The sequence below is a fragment of the Enterocloster sp. HCN-30185 genome (assembly GCF_037890305.1).
Lineage (GTDB): Bacteria > Bacillota > Clostridia > Lachnospirales > Lachnospiraceae > Enterocloster.
In genome coordinates this window covers 24,798-42,973 of the sequence record NZ_JBBKBT010000014.1, presented here as the reverse complement: position 1 = coordinate 42,973, position 18,176 = coordinate 24,798, and the positions used below count along the sequence as shown (strand labels likewise).

General features: G+C 49.2%; 20 protein-coding genes. 1 reads left to right on the top strand and 19 read right to left on the bottom strand.

Going from position 1 to position 18,176, the window contains the following annotated elements; translation table 11 throughout:
• Window positions 1-118: 118 nt before the first annotated feature.
• The 19 genes from ftsH to WKT10_RS13075 form a co-directional block, all read right to left on the bottom strand.
• Window positions 119-1,945 carry an ATP-dependent zinc metalloprotease FtsH gene (ftsH, locus tag WKT10_RS13165; RefSeq protein WP_340277689.1) on the bottom strand — a complete coding sequence of 609 codons (1,827 nt, stop codon included), beginning with the start codon at window positions 1,943-1,945 and terminating at the stop codon, window positions 119-121.
• Between the two features lie 52 nt (window positions 1,946-1,997).
• Window positions 1,998-2,528: a hypoxanthine phosphoribosyltransferase gene (gene hpt / locus WKT10_RS13160; protein WP_178275153.1), complete on the bottom strand. Its 531-nt coding sequence runs from the start codon at window positions 2,526-2,528 to the stop codon at window positions 1,998-2,000.
• Between the two features lie 17 nt (window positions 2,529-2,545).
• Window positions 2,546-3,988 carry a tRNA lysidine(34) synthetase TilS gene (tilS, locus tag WKT10_RS13155; RefSeq protein WP_340277687.1) on the bottom strand — a complete coding sequence of 481 codons (1,443 nt, stop codon included), beginning with the start codon at window positions 3,986-3,988 and terminating at the stop codon, window positions 2,546-2,548.
• A gap of 12 nt (window positions 3,989-4,000) precedes the next feature.
• Window positions 4,001-5,416 carry a SpoIIE family protein phosphatase gene (locus tag WKT10_RS13150; RefSeq protein ID WP_334302641.1) on the bottom strand — a complete coding sequence of 472 codons (1,416 nt, stop codon included), beginning with the start codon at window positions 5,414-5,416 and terminating at the stop codon, window positions 4,001-4,003.
• Between the two features lie 141 nt (window positions 5,417-5,557).
• Window positions 5,558-5,875 carry a septum formation initiator gene (locus tag WKT10_RS13145; RefSeq protein WP_066545126.1) on the bottom strand — a complete coding sequence of 106 codons (318 nt, stop codon included), beginning with the start codon at window positions 5,873-5,875 and terminating at the stop codon, window positions 5,558-5,560.
• Window positions 5,876-5,899: 24 nt separating this feature from the next.
• The gene (gene yabQ, locus WKT10_RS13140) at window positions 5,900-6,244 is read right to left on the bottom strand and encodes a spore cortex biosynthesis protein YabQ (RefSeq protein WP_066545127.1); all 345 of its coding nucleotides are present in this window, start codon (window positions 6,242-6,244) and stop codon (window positions 5,900-5,902) included.
• 16 nt (window positions 6,245-6,260) lie between these two features.
• Window positions 6,261-6,548: a sporulation protein YabP gene (gene yabP / locus WKT10_RS13135; protein WP_066545128.1), complete on the bottom strand. Its 288-nt coding sequence runs from the start codon at window positions 6,546-6,548 to the stop codon at window positions 6,261-6,263.
• A gap of 113 nt (window positions 6,549-6,661) precedes the next feature.
• Complete coding sequence (locus WKT10_RS13130; RefSeq protein ID WP_066545130.1) at window positions 6,662-6,901, bottom strand: RNA-binding S4 domain-containing protein; 240 nt, start codon at window positions 6,899-6,901, stop codon at window positions 6,662-6,664.
• A gap of 3 nt (window positions 6,902-6,904) precedes the next feature.
• A complete protein-coding gene (locus tag WKT10_RS13125; RefSeq protein ID WP_066545132.1) occupies window positions 6,905-7,180 on the bottom strand; it encodes an HU family DNA-binding protein in 276 nt (91 codons plus the stop codon).
• Window positions 7,181-7,323: 143 nt separating this feature from the next.
• On the bottom strand, window positions 7,324-7,947 hold the full coding sequence (locus WKT10_RS13120; protein ID WP_066545133.1) for a V-type ATP synthase subunit D: 624 nt from the start codon (window positions 7,945-7,947) through the stop codon (window positions 7,324-7,326).
• An 11-nt stretch (window positions 7,948-7,958) separates the two neighbouring features.
• Window positions 7,959-9,335, bottom strand: coding sequence for a V-type ATP synthase subunit B (locus tag WKT10_RS13115; RefSeq protein WP_066545138.1), 1,377 nt, complete (start codon window positions 9,333-9,335; stop codon window positions 7,959-7,961).
• An 11-nt stretch (window positions 9,336-9,346) separates the two neighbouring features.
• Window positions 9,347-11,113 carry a V-type ATP synthase subunit A gene (locus WKT10_RS13110; protein WP_340277683.1) on the bottom strand — a complete coding sequence of 589 codons (1,767 nt, stop codon included), beginning with the start codon at window positions 11,111-11,113 and terminating at the stop codon, window positions 9,347-9,349.
• On the bottom strand, window positions 11,114-11,695 hold the full coding sequence (locus tag WKT10_RS13105; protein ID WP_178275158.1) for a V-type ATP synthase subunit E: 582 nt from the start codon (window positions 11,693-11,695) through the stop codon (window positions 11,114-11,116). It lies immediately after the preceding gene.
• A gap of 47 nt (window positions 11,696-11,742) precedes the next feature.
• Complete coding sequence (locus WKT10_RS13100) at window positions 11,743-12,051, bottom strand: V-type ATP synthase subunit F (RefSeq protein WP_066545146.1); 309 nt, start codon at window positions 12,049-12,051, stop codon at window positions 11,743-11,745.
• Complete coding sequence (locus WKT10_RS13095) at window positions 12,051-12,491, bottom strand: ATP synthase subunit C (protein ID WP_066545147.1); 441 nt, start codon at window positions 12,489-12,491, stop codon at window positions 12,051-12,053. Before WKT10_RS13095 ends, WKT10_RS13100 begins: the two co-directional genes overlap by 1 nt.
• A gap of 38 nt (window positions 12,492-12,529) precedes the next feature.
• Window positions 12,530-14,464: a V-type ATP synthase subunit I gene (locus WKT10_RS13090; protein WP_340277680.1), complete on the bottom strand. Its 1,935-nt coding sequence runs from the start codon at window positions 14,462-14,464 to the stop codon at window positions 12,530-12,532.
• A gap of 15 nt (window positions 14,465-14,479) precedes the next feature.
• Complete coding sequence (locus tag WKT10_RS13085) at window positions 14,480-15,502, bottom strand: V0D/AC39 family V-type ATPase subunit (RefSeq protein WP_066545151.1); 1,023 nt, start codon at window positions 15,500-15,502, stop codon at window positions 14,480-14,482.
• A gap of 4 nt (window positions 15,503-15,506) precedes the next feature.
• Window positions 15,507-15,818, bottom strand: a complete 312-nt coding sequence (locus WKT10_RS13080; protein ID WP_066545157.1) for an ATPase — start codon at window positions 15,816-15,818, stop codon at window positions 15,507-15,509.
• Between the two features lie 183 nt (window positions 15,819-16,001).
• Window positions 16,002-17,012 (bottom strand): SH3 domain-containing protein, encoded by a 1,011-nt coding sequence (locus WKT10_RS13075; RefSeq protein ID WP_340277678.1) that lies wholly within the window; start codon window positions 17,010-17,012, stop codon window positions 16,002-16,004.
• 309 nt (window positions 17,013-17,321) lie between these two features.
• Between WKT10_RS13075 and trmB the strand changes: the two genes are divergently transcribed.
• Window positions 17,322-17,981, top strand: a complete 660-nt coding sequence (gene trmB, locus WKT10_RS13070) for a tRNA (guanosine(46)-N7)-methyltransferase TrmB (RefSeq protein WP_066545159.1) — start codon at window positions 17,322-17,324, stop codon at window positions 17,979-17,981.
• Window positions 17,982-18,176: the final 195 nt, after the last annotated feature.

Genomic DNA, 18,176 nt, shown 5'->3' with positions numbered 1-18,176 from the left:
CATTTTTTTCTCCGCCCTTTACAGTCAAAATAACGATTGAATTTCGCAAATACGAATCAAGCTCCGTTTTTATGCTCAAAACGTTTCTGTTTTTTCTCAAACAAATGAAATCTAGCCTTTATGCCTTTACTTCAGTCTCAGCAAAAAGACCCTCAAACTCATCCTGTCCGATCTTTTCCTTCTCGATCAGAAGAGCCGCACAGGAATGAAGCACATCCTCATGGTCGCAGATGATCTGCTTTGCCTTTGCATAGCATTCGTCTACAATCCTCTTTACTTCCTCGTCAATGACATCTGCAATTCCATTTCCATAAGACTTGGTATGCGCCAGATCACGGCCGATAAATACCTCATCCTCATCACTGCCGTACTGGATCATTCCCACACGTTCGGACATACCGTACTGGGTCACCATAGCTCTTGCCAGCTGAGTGGCCTGCTTGATATCCTGAGAAGCGCCGGTTGTCACATCCTTAAAGATCAGCTCCTCTGCAATGCGTCCGCCCAGATCCACCATGATGCTCTGAAGCATACGGCCTCTGGTGTTGAACATCTCATCCTTTTCCGGAAGAGGCATGGTGTAGCCTGCAGCCCCCATACCGGTAGGGATAATGGAAACCGTATGAACCGGCCCCACATCCGGAAGCACATGGAACAGGATCGCGTGGCCTGCCTCATGGTAAGCTGTGATCTTTTTATCCTTTTCGGAAATAACCTTGCTCCTTTTTTCAGCTCCGATCCCCACCTTTACAAAAGCCCGGTCAATATCATTTTGACGGATAAAACGGCGGTTTTCTCTTGCAGAAAGGATTGCTGCCTCATTCATCAGGTTTTCCAGATCCGCGCCTGTAAAGCCGGAGGTCGTCTGAGCTACCCGGTGCAGATCCACGTCCTCTCCCAGGGGCTTTTCCTTGGAATGAACCTTTAAGATCTCTTCCCTTCCCTTTACATCCGGCCGTCCCACAGCAACCTTGCGGTCAAACCGGCCGGGACGCAGGATCGCAGGATCCAGGATATCTACACGGTTGGTAGCCGCCATGACAATAATTCCCTCGTTGATCCCAAAACCATCCATCTCTACCAGAAGCTGGTTTAAGGTCTGCTCTCTCTCATCATGGCCTCCGCCCATACCGGTTCCTCTGCGGCGGGCTACTGCATCGATCTCGTCGATAAATACAATACAGGGAGCATTCTTCTTAGCTTCTTCAAAAAGGTCGCGGACACGGGATGCACCTACACCTACAAACATTTCCACAAAATCAGAACCGGAAATAGAGAAAAACGGAACTCCAGCTTCTCCGGCTACTGCCTTGGCAAGAAGGGTTTTTCCTGTTCCCGGAGGGCCTACAAGAAGAAGTCCCTTGGGGATCCTGGCTCCCACGCTGGTATATTTCTGAGGATTCTTCAGGAAATCAACTACTTCTTCCAGTTCTTCCTTCTCCTCCTCAAGTCCTGCTACCCGTGAAAAGTTCACTTTGCTGTCACGGCTGAGCCTTGCGCGGCTTCTGCCGAAATTCATCATTCTGGCATTTGCTCCGTTTCCGGCCGCCCCGCGGTTCATCACCGTAATAATCACAATTACCACAACAATAGAAAGGAGAAACGGCATCACAACAGTAAGCATGGTATTTTCCTGCGGTACGCCTTCTACTGCATAATCAATGTTGCGGTCCCTGAGCAGCTGTTCTGCTTCCTTTACATCCGAAACGTTCTGACGGGCGATCCGGTCTCCCTCCAGAGTCAGGGTTACTGTACCCGTAGGTGCCTGGGGATTCTGGCTGATTACCGCCTCCTCTACCTTTTCCGTATCGAGAACCTGTAAAAACTCCTGATAAGTAAGCCTGTCTCCTGCCCCTGCCGTAGACGTAAATTTAAACGCAAAGGCCAGCAGTACCAGCATCATAATGAGAAATACAAATCCTCTGAATGTCTGCTGCTGTCTCAATGTCTGCCTCCTTCAATCAAATGATGTAATACTCTGTACATACCAAAGGACATCAGTCCTCCTGCTCTACTACTCCGATGTAGGGCAGATTTCTGTACTTCTGGTCAAAATCCAGACCGTATCCCACTACGAACTCATCCGGAATGGTAAAACAGGTATAGTCTACCTTTACCTGCTTCTTCACACGTCGCTCCGGCTTGTCAAGAAGGGTGCACAGACGGATATCCGCCGGGCCTCTCTGTTTTAATACCTCGATCAGATATGCCAGTGTCTGGCCGGAATCAATAATATCCTCCACAATGAGAACATGTTTCCCCTCCAGCGGCTCATCCAGATCCTTGATGATACGCACTACACCGCTGGATACAGTGCCTGAGCCGTAGCTGGATACAGACATAAAGTCCATGGATACGGGAACGGTCAGTCTCTTGGCCAGTTCACAGGTAAAGAACACGCCTCCCTTTAAAATACAGATCAGATGGACGTGCTTTCCCTCATAATCTCTGTTAATAAGCTCTGCTACCTCATTGATTCTCTCGTCTACTTCCTTCTCTGTGAGCAATACGCGGATCTTATCTGCCATGATTTTATCCTCCGTTTTTAATCTTTTCTTTTTGCAGGCAGCTTCCTTTCCTCACTGTCGGGAAGTTCTGCCTGAAATACTCTTTTTGTCGCTTCGTCTATCTTGTAATCGCTGCTGATGCGGTATCCGATAACCCACATCACACGGTTTCCGTCTGCCAGAACAGGAATCCGGTCACGAAGCTCAGAAGGGATTTTTTCATCGATCATATACCTTCTGAGAGGCTTGTGAACCCCTGGCGAAAGGGCCAGCTCATCTCCTGGCTGTCTGGTCCTGATGACGGGCGTACCCTTTATTTTATCACAGTCAAACCATTTCGTATACATATTTTTAGGAATTGAAAGGCCTTTTTTGTAAGAAAATACAGTAAAAACCGGCTTTGGAAGAAAATCCAGCCCTTCTGATGCCCCCTCTTTCTCCCTGTTCTTCCCAGAAAATGCTTTTATTCCCCCAATCCGTATCCCCCCATATTCTCTCCTGGCCTCAAGACCATACGGAAGATCGATCCGGCGTCCTGGCTGCCGGTCAAACAGCTCCGCAGCAGCCTGACCGTGAACCAGTCCCAGATCCTTTGATGAACCAGCCAGCTCCTTTAAAACCTCCATCACTGCGTACAGCTGTAAAATGGCATCGGCCTCTTTGAACGGTTTTTCCGGCAGAAAAATGCTCCTGGTTCCATTATTCTCATCCAACGCCCATATCTCAAGCCACCGTCCTGCCTGCTGCCTTAAATAGCTGTCCGCCATTGCCGCCAGCTTTCCCATGCGCAGGATATTGGCCCCGGCTCCAGGATTGATCCGTTTCTCCACCGCCGGAAGGATCTCCCTGCGGATGCGGTTTCTGGTATAATGGTCTGTATGATTGGTGGAATCCTCCTTCCATGAAACCCCTCTCTCCCTCAGGTATTCCCGTATTTCTTCTCCGCTTACATCCAAAAGAGGACGGATCACATTTCCACGCACATAAGGCATCCCCTTTAACCCTCCCAGGCCGCTGCCGCGAAACAGGTTATGTAAAATGGTTTCTGCCTGATCCCCGCTGTGATGGGCCACTGCTGTTTTCACGGAGGAGGTGCCTGCCCCTGGCTCCTCTGATTCCCACTTTTTTCCTTCTGACTCAAAGCTTTCATACCGCAGGATACGACCTGCCTCCTCTTCTGAAATCCCCTCTCTGTCCGCCAGTCCCCTTACATCTGCATAAATAAGGGAAAAAGGCACGGAAAGCTCCCGGCAGAGTTCCTCTGCAAACCGGCTGTCCCGGTCCGCCTCCTCTCCCCGCAGCCCATGATGGACATGAACGGCCCTCAGCCGGATTCCCAGAATATCTCTCAACTGAACCAGGATCCGCAGCAGGCATACCGAATCTGCACCGCCGGACAACGCCGCCATCACCCGGTCTCCCGGCTTCACCATATGATGCTCTTTTATCGTCTTTCTGACCCGTTCTGTCAGCTTATCCATTGTCTTCTCTTTCTACTCCTTTTTCCAGATTCCTGCTGTAAGCACGGTCATATCATCTCTGGCTCCCGGCACGAAGGAAAGGGCAAATTCCAAAATCCGTTCTGCCATCTCCTGGGGCGGCATAAAGTCCAGACTTTCCAGAAACTGGCACATAGCCTGCTCCTTATCCTCTCCCGGAAGGGCATCTAACACCCCGTCTGTCACCATGATAATGTGATCCCCATCCCACAGCTTTCTGGACAGCATCACCGGCTCCGCTTCACTTAAAATCCCTGCCGGAACCTGCCCTGCTTCCAAAACCTCTGCCCCCTCCTGTCCCAGCACAAAGGTAGGCGCTGCCCCCAGCTTCATAACATCCAGCACTCCTGTGTACAGATCCACGCAGCTCATGTCCAGAGCCGCCGGATGCTGCTCCGTTCCTGCCAGTAAAAGCACGGCATTTACCAGCTTAAAGGCTGCTCTGGGTCCAAAACCTGCTTCCAAAAGATTTTCCGTCAGTTCTACCACTTGTCCGCTTTCCTCACAGGCCGGCTCACCGCAGCCCATGCCGTCGCAGAGACTGATCATGGCCTGACTTCCCGGACTTTCGCAGAAGGTATAATTATCCCCGGAACACCGTTCCCCCTGCTTCGGCACTCTGGCTGCCCCGTAAAGGAGCTGATACTCCCCATCCTCCTCAAAACGCACGGTTCCGCTCTGTCTTGTGATAATGCTGCGGCTGTCCTTTGCAGGGTTCCACCTCGTCCCGGGGATCACCTCGCTCATAAGCTCTGAGGCATCCTTTGCAGTCATGCACCGTCCGTTGGTGGTGCGGGCTGTAACATAAGCCTCTCTTCTTCCGCTTTCATACTCCAGGATGAGCATATTTTCCACTGCCACATGGCACCTGCGGAACAGCTTTTTCATTATGTATCCGTATTCCTCCGTTATATCTGCCGCCTGATCGATCTGATGAGAAAATTCTCCCAGGATCAGGGACAGCTCGCGAAACTGGGATACCACTGCGTCACGGCTTTCCAGAAAACGGTTCTTCCAGGACAGATTCATGGCAGCACGGGCCAGACTGCGGTTTAACTGGGCCAGATAATCCTCTTTTTTGCGGCAGCCGGCCAGAAAAGGACGGGGCATGTCCTCCTTTTCGATCTGTCCTTTCTGTTCAAATGCACGGAGGAGATAGTAAAGATAATAACTGTCCTCCCGCTCACTCTCTGCATAGATTCCACACTGGCTGCAGTCCTGGCACACCATGGATGCGGAAGTCTGCATAGCAGCCAGCCCGTCATCTCTTGTCAGGCTTCCTGTCTTGTGCATCCCCTCGTCAAAAGCTTTTGCCAGCCGCTCCATGGATCTTGCCATATCCTCCAATTTCCTGGCTGTATAATAATTTACATCTGATCTGCTTCTTACTTCCCGTCTTCCCGACAACAAAAAAATCCCTCCAATCTGCGCTGACGGACTTCCAATACCAAAAAGCCCGCCTCTTATCCAGTATACGCAGACCGGAGAGGAAATATCTGTCATATTCAGTTAAAGGGTGCAAAAATCCTTCGACCCCATTCGACACACGACTTACTGTCTGGGCTTTAAAAGGATCTCATCCGGATTTACCAGACCCAGCTTTTCCTTTGCTACTTCTTCTGCATACTGCTTGGTCTGTACATAAATTTTGTATTCCTCAAGCTCTCTGGTCCTGTTTTCCTCATCCTGAACCTGACGGGCCAGATCCGCTTCCTTCTGTCTGTAATCCAGGTCTGCCTGCTTTAAAGAAGCCCCTTTTGCATTTACAGCCACAGCAAGAGAAATGACTACCATAGTTATACCTATGATTGCCATCCGATTTTCCCATTTGCCGCGTCTTAAACGCTTTGACCTCCCATAATATGCCATCCCTGTTCTCCTGACTCCCGCTCTCTACGATCCGGAATTATCCTTTCTTGTTATTTTAAACCATCTGCTAAACTTTTTCAAGCACCGGAAGAAGATACGGCTCACAAAACGATCATATGCCGCCATACCTAAAAATACACCTGCTACGGCATAAAACCGAAAGCTTCCGTCATTCTGTTCATACAGCAGCATAAATACGGCTCCTCCAGCATAGATCCAGTAAAAAAAATCTTCCATTCCCATAAAAAGGGAATTATGATGGATCAAAAGGCGCAGCAGCCTTAAGCTGTCATAGACGATCATAAGCCATCCTCCCATAACCAGGCTCAAGCCTGTAAGAAGAAGCTCATAGCGGATACGCTCGCTCATCTGCCCCCACCTCCTATCACTTAAAGAGGCGGGCAAACAGGGATTCTCCCGACCGCCGCAATGCTTCATTGGAACTGTAGGCAAAGCTTTCCACCGTTCCGTCCAGATCTACCTCTCCCTTTTCCAGAGTCAGACGGTTCACATGGAGATCCTTTCCCCGAATCGTCAAAAGTCCCATATCGGTATCCAGCACCACCTCATTTTCATCAAAGGACACACAGTCTGATACTCCGGTAATTCCGGCAGTCTTACGATCCTGAATGGTGATCCGGTGGGGCCGGATGCTGCCAAGCGTTTCTTCCATACAAAAACCTCCCCATATATTCAGTTTAAGGGCAGTCCCTAAACCTAATATATGGGGAGGCGGGCCATTGTATGCCACAGCCTGTTCCGAACCCCGGCCATCAGACCTTTGACCTACAGATAACGGAACAGTTCCTTTGCTTCATCCTTTTTTACAGTTTCCTGTACATCCAGAACCTCAGCTCTTACAGCCTTTGCTCCGAACTGGATCTCGATAATATCGCCTGTTTTTACATTTAAGGACGCCTTAGCCGGTTTATCATTGACCAGGACGCGTCCTGCGTCGCAGGCTTCATTGGCTACAGTCCTGCGTTTGATCAGGCGGGAAACCTTAAGAAACTTGTCAAGTCTCATGAATTATTTATTAACCTCATCCTTTAATGCCTTGCCGGCCTTAAACTTTGGTGTCTTGGAAGCTGCGATGGTCATAGCCTCGCCTGTCTTGGGGTTTCTTCCCTCTCTTGCAGGTCTCTCAGCAACCTCAAAGTTACCAAATCCAACTAACTGTACCTTGCCGCCGTTTACTAACTCCTCAGTTACAACATCTGTGAACGCTTTAACTGCCTTCTCAGCATCCTTCTTGGAAATCTCTGCCTTCTCAGCAACTGCTGCGATAAACTCTGTCTTATTCATCAATTTTTCCTCCTAGATGACGGGAGTCCTGAAATGAAAGCGCCACCCGGCGCAGACCCGTTTTAAACAGTCCTTCAGGAATCCGCTTCTTTCGATAATGTCAGTTTTTACCTTATCATTTATATCTGTTTTGTTCAGATTTGTCAAGGTTTTTCAGTCTTCATCCGCTTTATTACTTTAAGTCTTGTAAATTCCTCTCTTTCCTTCTCCTCAAGGGCATTGGAAATGGTTCTGGAAAGCGCTTCATAATGGGGAATTGTGATGTTTTTTAAGGCATTGGCGCGCTTCTGGGTTTTCTTGATGGAATTAGCCAGGCGATAGGCAGAATTTTCCACCATGGAAAGCTTGATCGTAAGCTCCTTCACCCGTTCAAAGTGCTGTCTGGCAATGTCCAGAGACTCTGAAGTGTTATTAAAACCGTAAGCCACCTTCATAGGCCCCTGTTCATGACGCACCAGAGGGATTTCCGTTCCCATAATACTTCGTGCCTTGATCCCTACACCGTCATCTACAGGCATGGACATGCCGATCTCCTGGACATAGTTGATCCCAAGCTCAATATTCGCTTCCTGGAGAGCCTGGTACGCAGCCGTAAACACAGCGTCGATCTCCGACTGGATTCCCTTTGCCTCATCAATTAACCCCATCAGCTCCCGGATCAGGATATTTCTCTTTTTATCCATAAGACCATAGCCCATAGTGGCAAGCTTCAGGGAATTTTTAGCCGCGATCAGATTTCCTTTGGTGGGAAATGTATTCGGATCCATGCTGCGTCACCTCACCTTTTCTCGTAAAACTGATCCAGAACCTTTGTATCAATACGGTCCAGTTCCTCTCTCGGAAGCATCCGAAGAAGCTCCCAGCCGATATCCAGGGTTTCTGTCATGGAACGGTTCTCATAGTGGGTCTGGCCGATAAAACGGCTCTCAAACTCCCGTCCGAATTCCAGATACTTTTTATCAAGAGGCGACAGCTCGTCCTCACCGATTACAGAAGCCAGCGCTCTTGCGTCTCCCACCTTGGCATAGCAGGAGAAAAGCTGGTTTGCCACATCCTGATGATCTGCCCTGGTATAGCCCTCTCCGATGCCGTCCTTCATCAGACGGGACAGGGACGGAAGAACGCTGATGGGCGGATATACAGACTGGCTGTTTAACTGCCGGTCCAAAACGATCTGCCCTTCTGTGATATATCCCGTCAGGTCAGGGATGGGATGGGTAATATCATCATTGGGCATAGTCAAAATAGGGATCTGAGTCACAGAGCCGTGACGGCCTGCCACAATCCCCGCTCTCTCGTAAAGAGAAGCCAGATCACTGTAGAGGTAGCCTGGGAATCCCTTTCTGGAAGGGATCTCACCCTTGGATGAGGAAACCTCACGCAGCGCCTCCGCATAGGAGGTCATATCCGTCAGGATAACCAGAATATGCATCCCCTTCTCATAGGCCAGGTATTCTGCCAGAGTCAGGGCGATCTTGGGAGTGATCAGCCTCTCTACCACCGGATCGTTTGCCAGATTGATAAACATGGCAACGTGCTCGGAAACGCCGCTCTCCTCAAAGGTTCTGCGGAAGAAATCCGCCACGTCATGCTTTACGCCCATAGCTCCGAAAACAATGGCAAAGGACTCATCCGAACCTTCTCCCAGAGACGCCTGCTGTACGATCTGGGCTGCCAGCTGGTCATGGGGAAGGCCGTTTCCTGAAAAGATCGGCAGCTTCTGTCCCCGGATCAGGGTCGTAAGCCCGTCAATGGCGGAGATGCCTGTGCGGATGTAGTTTCTGGGATATTCTCTGGAAACGGGATTTAGGGGCTGTCCGTTGATATCCAGACGCACATCGGAAATAATGTCTCCCAACCCGTCAATGGGTTCTCCGATTCCGTTAAAGGTCCGTCCCAGCATCTCCTCAGACACGGCAATCTCCATAGGATGTCCCGTAAGCCTTGTATGGGTATTCCGCAGAGCCATACCGTCTGTCCCCTCAAAAACCTGAATAATTGCCTTATCTCCATATATTTCGATAATACGGCCGATCTTTTTCGTGTTTCCGGCTACGGTCATTTCCACGATCTCATCATATGCCGCATTCTGAACGCCCTCCAGAACCACCAGAGGGCCATTGATCTCACTTAAACCTAAATATTCAACTGCCATCTGAATCCTCCTTATGCGTTGCGCTCCACTACATTTTCATAGAACCGGTCTACCTGGGTCTTATACTCGTCAAACAGATCCAGACGGTCATTAGGTACATCGTACTTGATGGAAATGATACGGTCAAAAATAGGATCCTCCTTCAGGACGGACATTGGCATACCCATGGAAATCAGGGTCTTTGACTTCTTGTACAAATATAAAATAATCTCCATCATCTTAAACTGCTTCTTAAGGGGTACAGAGGTATCCTCTTTATGAAAGGCATTCTGCTGCAGAAAGCCCAGACGGATCACTCTGGCAATCTCCAGGACCAGCTTCTGATCATCCGGCAGAACATCAGAACCAATCAGCTTTACAATCTCCATCAGGCTGCTCTCCTGTGTCAGAAGAGCCATGAGACGGTTGCGGTAATCTACAAACTTCTGGTCTACGTTGTCCATATACCAGGAGGACAAATCATTTACATACTCGGAATAGCTGGTAAGCCAATGGATCGCCGGAAAATGCCTTGCATAGGAAAGACTCTTATCCAGTCCCCAGAAGCAGCGCACAAAACGCTTGGTGTTCTGGGTCACAGGCTCGGAGAAATCGCCGCCCTGGGGTGACACAGCTCCGATAATCGTTACAGAGCCTTCTGTTCCGTTTAAATTGCGCATCATGCCTGCTCTCTCATAAAAGGCAGACAGACGGGATGCCAGGTAAGCCGGGAATCCCTCCTCTGCAGGCATCTCCTCCAGACGGCCGGACAGCTCTCTGAGCGCCTCAGCCCACCGGGAGGTAGAATCGGCCATAATAGCCACATGATATCCCATATCCCTGTAATACTCAGCCAGGGTCAATCCGGCGTACAGGCTTGCCTCACGAGCCGCCACAGGCATATTGGAAGTATTGGCGATCAGTGTGGTGCGGTCCATCAGAGGATTTCCGCTCTTTGGATCGATCAGTTCTGAAAACTCCTCCAATACCTGAGTCATCTCATTTCCGCGCTCGCCGCAGCCGATATAGATGATCACATCTGCATCGGACCACTTGGCGATCTGATGCTGTGTCATTGTCTTTCCGGTTCCGAAACCGCCGGGAATGGCAGCCGTACCTCCCTTTGCCAGAGGGAACATGGTATCCAGGATACGCTGTCCCGTAATCAGAGGGCGGGTAGCCGCAAAACGCTTGGCAGCGGGCCTTGGCACACGGATGGGCCACTTCTGGGTCATGGTCAGCTCCTTCTCAGAACCGTCCATCAGCTGAACTTTTACAAGCATATCATTGATCGTATACGATCCGTCCGGAACCACGTCAATGACATAGCCCTCCATGTCCGGCGGAACCATGACCTTGTGTACGATCGCTCTTGTCTCCGGCACCTCTGCAATGATGGTTCCCGGCATCAGCCGTTCGCCCTTTTTCACTGTAATATGTGTATCCCATTTTTTGGAAGTATCCAGCGAGTCCACACTGATGCCCCGGCTGATGGAGTAACCGCTGTGCTCTGCGATCTTGCTTAAGGGCCGCTCAATTCCATCAAAAATATTACTCAGAATACCCGGAGCAAGGGTAACGGACACAGGCGCTCCCGTCCCGGTGACAATCTCTCCCGGCTTTAAGCCGCTGGTCTCCTCATAGACCTGGATCGTTGTCTTTTGTGAGGTAAGTCCGATGACTTCGCCTACCAGATTTTCCTTTCCAACGTACACCATTTCGTTCATCTGGAAACCGGGATCTCCCTCCAGAGAAACCACAGGGCCGTTGATGCCGTAGATCACACCTGTCTTCGTCATTTACTTACCTCCCAAATGAAATGTAAAATCATGTCTGGCTTCCTTTAACTTGGTGTCAAAGGAATGATCGATCAGAACATGCTTGGACGGGATCACAGCCCGGATCCCCCCGCTGAAGGAATACTCGCTGATCTTTACCGTCACGTTATTGTGGAGAGCCAGTCTGCGGGCCTTATCCTCATCAGAGGGATCCATATAAACGATCAGCGCCTCATCTCCTGCGAATTCCTTAGCGCTCCGGATCTGCCGTTCCAGAAGCTCCTGATACTCTCTTGTTTCCATAAAATTCGCCAGCATATCCTTTACTTCCACGAACAGCTTATCCTTAAGCTCCTCCTGCCTGCGGCTTATTTCACGCTTTAAATCCAGCTGTCCGATGGAAAGCTTTTTATTTTTTTCACGCTCCAGCTTTTCCTTCTGGGCCTCCTCCTGCATGGCAGCCCTGCGCTCTGCCTCTGCCTTATGCTCCTCAAAGGCCGCGTCCAGAGCCCGGACGCAGTCATCCAGCATACGGGCGCTTTTTTCTCTGGCATCTGTCATGCAGATTTCCTGAAAATGCTTCAGTTTTTCTTCTGTTGTCATGCAATTCACCTGCTTTCTCTGAAAAAATGTGCCTGGGCGGCTGCGCCCTACAGCTTCAGTCCAATGGCTTCGTTTACATAAGAGGTGATAAAGTCCGGCTTGCGGCCGGTACCATGGCGGTCCGGGATCTCCACGATCAATGGAAGCCTGCGTTCCAGCTTTACATTATCGATGATCTCCGGAAATTCCCTGCCGAACTTCTCTGTCAGCAGGATAATGCCTATATCCTTATCGGCCAGGACCTTATCCAGTTCCTGTTTCAGTTCCTCCCTCTCATGTACCACAGCCCCTTCAACACCTGCCAGCCTCATGCCGGTCCAGGTGTCGATGTTGTCGCTGATCAGATACATTTTCATTACAGCTTACCAAGGATCATAAAGGAAATGATCAGACCGTACAGACACACACCTTCGGCAAGACCTACGAAGATTAAGGATTTACCAAGAATCGAGCTGTCCTCACTGATAGCTCCTAACGCTGCGCTGGCTGCAGCAGATACTGCAATACCGCCGCCCAGACAGGAAAGACCAGTTGCAAGAGCTGCAGATAAGTAACCCATACCGGCTGCAGATGACGCTGAACCGGCTGCGGAAGCCGCTTCCTCTGCCGCAAATGCATTTCCGTTAAACATCAGCACAGCCGCGATCACCATGGTGCCGAAGAAAAGAAACAGATTTGCTCCCAGAGCTGTCTTATAGCGTCCTCTTGTCTTCTCTCCTGCCGCAAATGCTCCAAAGGGAACTCCGATACTTAAAATAAGTGCTGCGCTCAATGTGATCTTAACTAATAAACTCATAATTTTGTTCTCCTTATATTGTAATTTTTTACATTTTCCTATCTTCCATAAGGCTCAAATGCCCGTCCGCTGCCTCGGTAGAAACGGCTGAACAGCTCATAATACTCCAGACGAAGCACCTGGATCCCCACGATCAGTCCCTCCATACCGCAGACAAAGAGGTTGCCGCCGATGACGATGCCCCAGTTGGGATCTCCCGCCTCAGCGCCAGCAAGCATCAGCACCACCTGCATCATGGCTGCATGGCTCACTGCAAAGGCGCCCACACGAACAAAAGAAAGTGTGTTGGAAAAATAGCTTAAAAGCACTTCAAAGAGCTCGAAAATACCCTGAGTGATAAACATTCCCACACCGCCGGATATCTTCTCGGATTTTTTTTCCACCATAGCTGTCAGAGGCTCCTTAAAGAATATCACAGCCAGAGGGATCACAAACATAATAACCAGAACAATCGTAGCAGGAAGGGTTTTTCCGCTCATATACAGCACGATCACGCTTGCCAGAGCCGCATAAAAGACAAGGCCCGCAGCGCCGTTCGTATCAAACCAGAGTTTTTCCGTATCATGGACTCTGGCGCTGTTTATGATATTGAGGATCATGCACAAAAGAATAATACCCATACCGATCGCAATAGCAACCACAAACACGGTGTTCAGACGGCCGATAAAGGGCAGGTCTGTCATTGCCTCCTGAGGACGCAGCCATATGGCGTCTATGATATCCTCAAAACCGAAGATGCTGCCGAAAAGGAAGCCGAAAATCGTTGAGAAGAAGCCGCAGCAGGAAATAATGCCCGCCAGACGCACCTTCTTAAATCGATACAAAAGAAAGCCTCCTATGAGAAGACAGAGTCCCTGTCCCGCATCTCCAAACATAAATCCAAACAGAATGGAATAAGTAATCCCAATGAGGATCGTCGGGTCGATCTCATTGTAGGAAGGAAGTCCATACATCTCCACATACATTTCAAAGGGCTTAAACAGTCCCGGATTCTTCATCTTGGTCGGAGGGGTGCTGGTAATATTTCCCCGGTTGTCCTCTACAATACAGAAGGTATTCTCATCCCCCTCAATTTCCTTTCTGAGGGCTCTGGCGTCGCTTTCGGACATCCAGCCGCAGAGAATATAGAAGTTATTGGAATTGTGCATGGTGCAGGCTGCCAGCTTGCGCACGTCAAAATTGATCCCGAAGCGCTCCAGCCGCATCCATGCTTTTGTAAGCTCTTCCTTTTTATCCTCCAGAATCGTCTTTACCGCCTGTTCTGCCTCTAACTTTTCGGCCTCCAATGCCTGGATCTTTTCTTCCAGAACATGCTCTGCCTCCAGCGGCGTGCCTTCATATTCATCCGGCAGGAACACACGCTCAAAATGCATAGAAGCATAGATCGCGTCGATTTTTTCCGACAGCTTGTCCGGTACAAAATATACAAACCAGACATATTCTGAATCCTCCAGACACTTAAACATAACGGTGTCTATTGTATCATATACATAATTATTGATCTTATCATAATACTCTCTGGTAACGCGTCCGAAGCGGAACTTGATAAACTTAAAGCCCAGGATCTCCCGCAGGCTGTAGTTCAGCTCCGTAAAGGGAGCCACCCGGTCCTTGGACTTTTTCAATGCCTCGATCTGGATCAAAAGCTCCTCTCTGCGGTCTGTCAGTTCCTTTAACTCTTCACTTAAGCGCTCCACAAAAGCGGACGCCTCCTGAATGTCTGGCAGAGTTTCCTCTCCGGACCGTTTTACCTCCGGCAGCTGTCCTCCAAACCGCTGCATCAGGCTTCTGGCCATGGCCAGCTGATCCCTGTACGGATTAACTTCAATATACGGTCTTAAGTTTTTTACCGTTTTCAGCTCAGAAAGAGCATTTTCCAGGTGGATCTCATATCGGGACAGATAGGTATCCGCCACCCGGTCAATATCCTCTCTGGGGCCGGTAATACTTAAGAACTTCATCTTTTCGATCACGTTTTAAAACCCCCTTTATATGCCGGCCGCCACTCCGTAGCGGATCCGCTCAATGGTAGTAATGATTTTCTCAATCTCCCTCTCTTTAAAATACAGGTATGAATTGAGTACAGACGCAGAATAAGGCTCCTTCCTGCTGGTAAGCTCATAAATACGGTCTATCACTTCCCTGCAGGGTTCTTCCAGGCTCTGTCCTTTTTCCAGGTTTCCCAGATCCAGCCGTCCGTACCAGCTGTTTCGGATCAGCGCGTAAACCTGCTCCACATCTTCTGCCTGGGCCATAGCCCGGATCTCTGTTTTTTTCAGATGAAGGCTGATCGGAATGATCATTGCATAAATTTCGCCCTCAGGCAGATGGTAATACTTCTTTGCCCGGCAGATCCACTGCAGGTTCAGCATATCCATCCGGGTACCGAAGCACTGGGTCAGATCCTTTTTTTCCTGTCCAGAAAGATATTTTTCCTTTATTTTCCACACCGTTTTAAAATACAGCATATCCACCGCTGTCTCACACGCCGGAAGAACTGCCTGTCCCTTCTGCCGCAGGCTTTCCAGCGGACTGTAGTAAATCGTACCCTTCAGACCCGAAATCACCTCATCAATAGAACGGCACTGAGAAAGCTGGGCCAGATCCACAGAAGAATGGCGGTCAAAAAACTCCTTAAAACCCGACAGATCCTGAGCGGCCTCACGGCGTCCGGCTCCGTTTCTCAGGCAGGTCTTTACGATCCCTATTTCATAATGCATGAAATACAGGTCTAAAAACCGCCTCTGTTTCATATTGGCAAACTGATACAGACTTGCAAAGTCCTCGTACTGGGCCAGGTTCAAAAGCTGTTCAATCCTCCCCCTGTGGAGTTCTTTATCCTCAACACCGGAAAAAATCTTCTCATACGGCGGCAGGGAGCGAAGAAAACGGACTGCCTCAGGAACGCTTTCCAAAGCGGCCATCTGTTCAAACTGTTCCGGCTTAATACGCCACCGTTCCATAGCCCTTATCTTGGTAGAAATGCCGCTGTAATGAATCAAGCTTCCCATAGGCTCACTCCTTTATCATGCTCCGAAAGAGGCTCTCTGCATACAATTTATGCTGTTTCTCATAAGTTTCCTCCAAACGGGCGATCATGCCCCTGGCATCAGCGGCCTGCTTATCCAGTTCCTCCTGCATCTCCTGCTCCATCTGCTTCTGGATGCATGAAATGCGCGCAGCTGTTTTTTGCTCCAGTTCTCTGTCAAAAGCCGCCGTTTTCTCTTCCATTTCCTTTGCAAGAGCCTTCTTTCGGACTCCTGCATCGTCCATTAAAGATCCGGCGGCTTTCTCAATGTCAGATAACCGGTCAATTATTTTGTCCATTTTTACGCCTCCTTTTTATATTCCCTTATAATACTCTTTTTTTCTGAAATTACCAGTGGCATTTTGTAGAATAAATAAATTTTTAACAAATTTTTTTTCAGAACAATACAATAAAAAAGATATGCCCTCCCTTTTCCATGAATGACATATCTCCTTTAATTTCAAATATCTGGAAATTTTCTGCTACTGAGCCTGAACTTCTGCTGCGTCTGTTCCACTGGCGCTTTCTGCATCCTCTTCGGAAGAAGGCTCACTCTCCGAAGCCTTTTTCTCAATGTACTGGCTGGAAACATAAGCCTCCTGTCCGTCATAGTTAATCACAGTCCAGTCATTATTATAACGCTTTACATAATCCACCTCTGTGCCCTGAGAAAGCTGTACCAGAATACGGCTGCTGGTGGACGGCTCTGTACGAACATTTACGCTGTTGCCTGTCACTACATAACGTTCAGCCTCCGGCTGCGTCTCCGGTTCTGTCTCCGGCTCTGTTTCCGGCATACTCTCAACCGTCTGTGAGCTTTCAGTGGGAGCTGCCGTATCTTTAACCTCATCCTTTCCGGGACGGATCATCTGGATCACTACGATCAGAAGGATCACCACCAGGAGCGGAATCAGAAGACGCCACAGATAAAACAGCGGTGATACTCCCCTGCGTTTTCTCCGTCTGACATTTGGATTTCGCTGTCCGGAGCTGTAACCGGAACGTCCGGTCTGGCTTCTCTGCCCCTGGACAGGCCGGCTGCCTCCCGCACGGTTTCCAGCAGATGCAGGCCTCTGTCCAGTACGTTCCCGGCCTCCTCCGGAAGATATTCTCTGGGTCCGTCCCCCTCCGGAAGCGCCGCCATCATGAGAAAAAGCATGAACCTCCTGGGTTAAAAGCTGGTATGCCTGATTGGCATTATACGCTGTATTGTCATTTTCATGCACCGCCTTATTCCCAAGAATGCGGATGGTATGGTAATTATCTTTTGTCGTCTTATTGATCCAGCCGCCTTCATACAGCTGGTCAATGGTATCTGACAGATCGCCCTCCACCAGACAGGCCTTCTCCGCCATACAGCGAACCATGCACTCTAATGTCTGTCTTGCTTTTACCATCACCAGATTATAATTTTTATTCACAATCAAACGTTCTGCCTCTTTGACCCCCTGCTGGATCTGCTGCCAGCTGGTGGTATGCTCCAGGTTTGACATATCCCTTCCTCCTTTGTATCAGCAGATTTCTACAGAAACTCTCTGTGTTCATATTATACCTTATTTATATTGAAATTGCACTAGGAATTGGAAGGATTTTATGAAGGAACTATATGATCATATCCTAAAAATATACCTTGAAACCGTTTTTCTCGTTTTTGACAGGCTTCCGCCTGCGTTTCACAGTTGCATTTCCCCCATTTGAATGTTAAAATAAGTCCGATCATCCTTACAAAAACCGCAGTCTGCGGATAAAACAACTACACTTCCCTGCGGTTTGACCGCAAAGAAAGACGAGGACATACATCTATGCGTTTAAGACATATTCCCGGGGCAGAGGAAACCATCGCCTCAAGTCCCTATGTGATCCAGGAACCGGCCCTCCACAAAGGAAGCTGGAACCAGGTATTCGGAAATGACCATCCCATCGAAATAGAGGTAGGAATGGGAAAAGGGCGCTTTATCATGGAGCTGGCTCAGAAAAATCCCCATATCAACTACATTGGAATCGAACGGTATTCCAGCGTACTTCTGAGAGGCCTGCAGAAAAGAGCCGGACTGGAACTGGATAACATTTATTTCCTCTGCATTGACGCAAAGGCCATGGCTGACTATTTCGCTCCCGGCGAAGTAAACCGCATCTATCTAAATTTCTCAGATCCGTGGCCTAAGGATCGTCACGCCAGACGCCGCCTTACCTCTCCCGATTTCATGGCTGTCTATGACCAGATTCTTGCCCGCGACGGCGTGATCGAGTTTAAAACAGACAACCGGGGACTTTTCGATTATTCCCTGGAAGCTATCCCCCAGGCTGGCTGGCAGATCAAGGCCCATACCTTCGATCTCCACCACAGTCCCATGAATGAGGGAAATGTAATGACAGAATATGAGGAAAAATTTTCCTCTATGGGAAATCCCATCTGCAAGCTGGTAGCAGCCAGGGAAATCCCGGCATATGATAAAGAATAAAGCAGACTCCAAAAAGCCCCGGCGCCGGATCTTCCTACAGATAAATCCGGATACCGGGGTATCAATATAATTTATAGAAAGAAGGTTTATGACTTTTATGCTTCTTCCTCCATGTTTTGTAAAAAAACTCCAGCGCGCCACCTGCGACCGGCGGGATCTGGATCGGCGTTTCCTTCACCTGAGCAAATGCTTTAA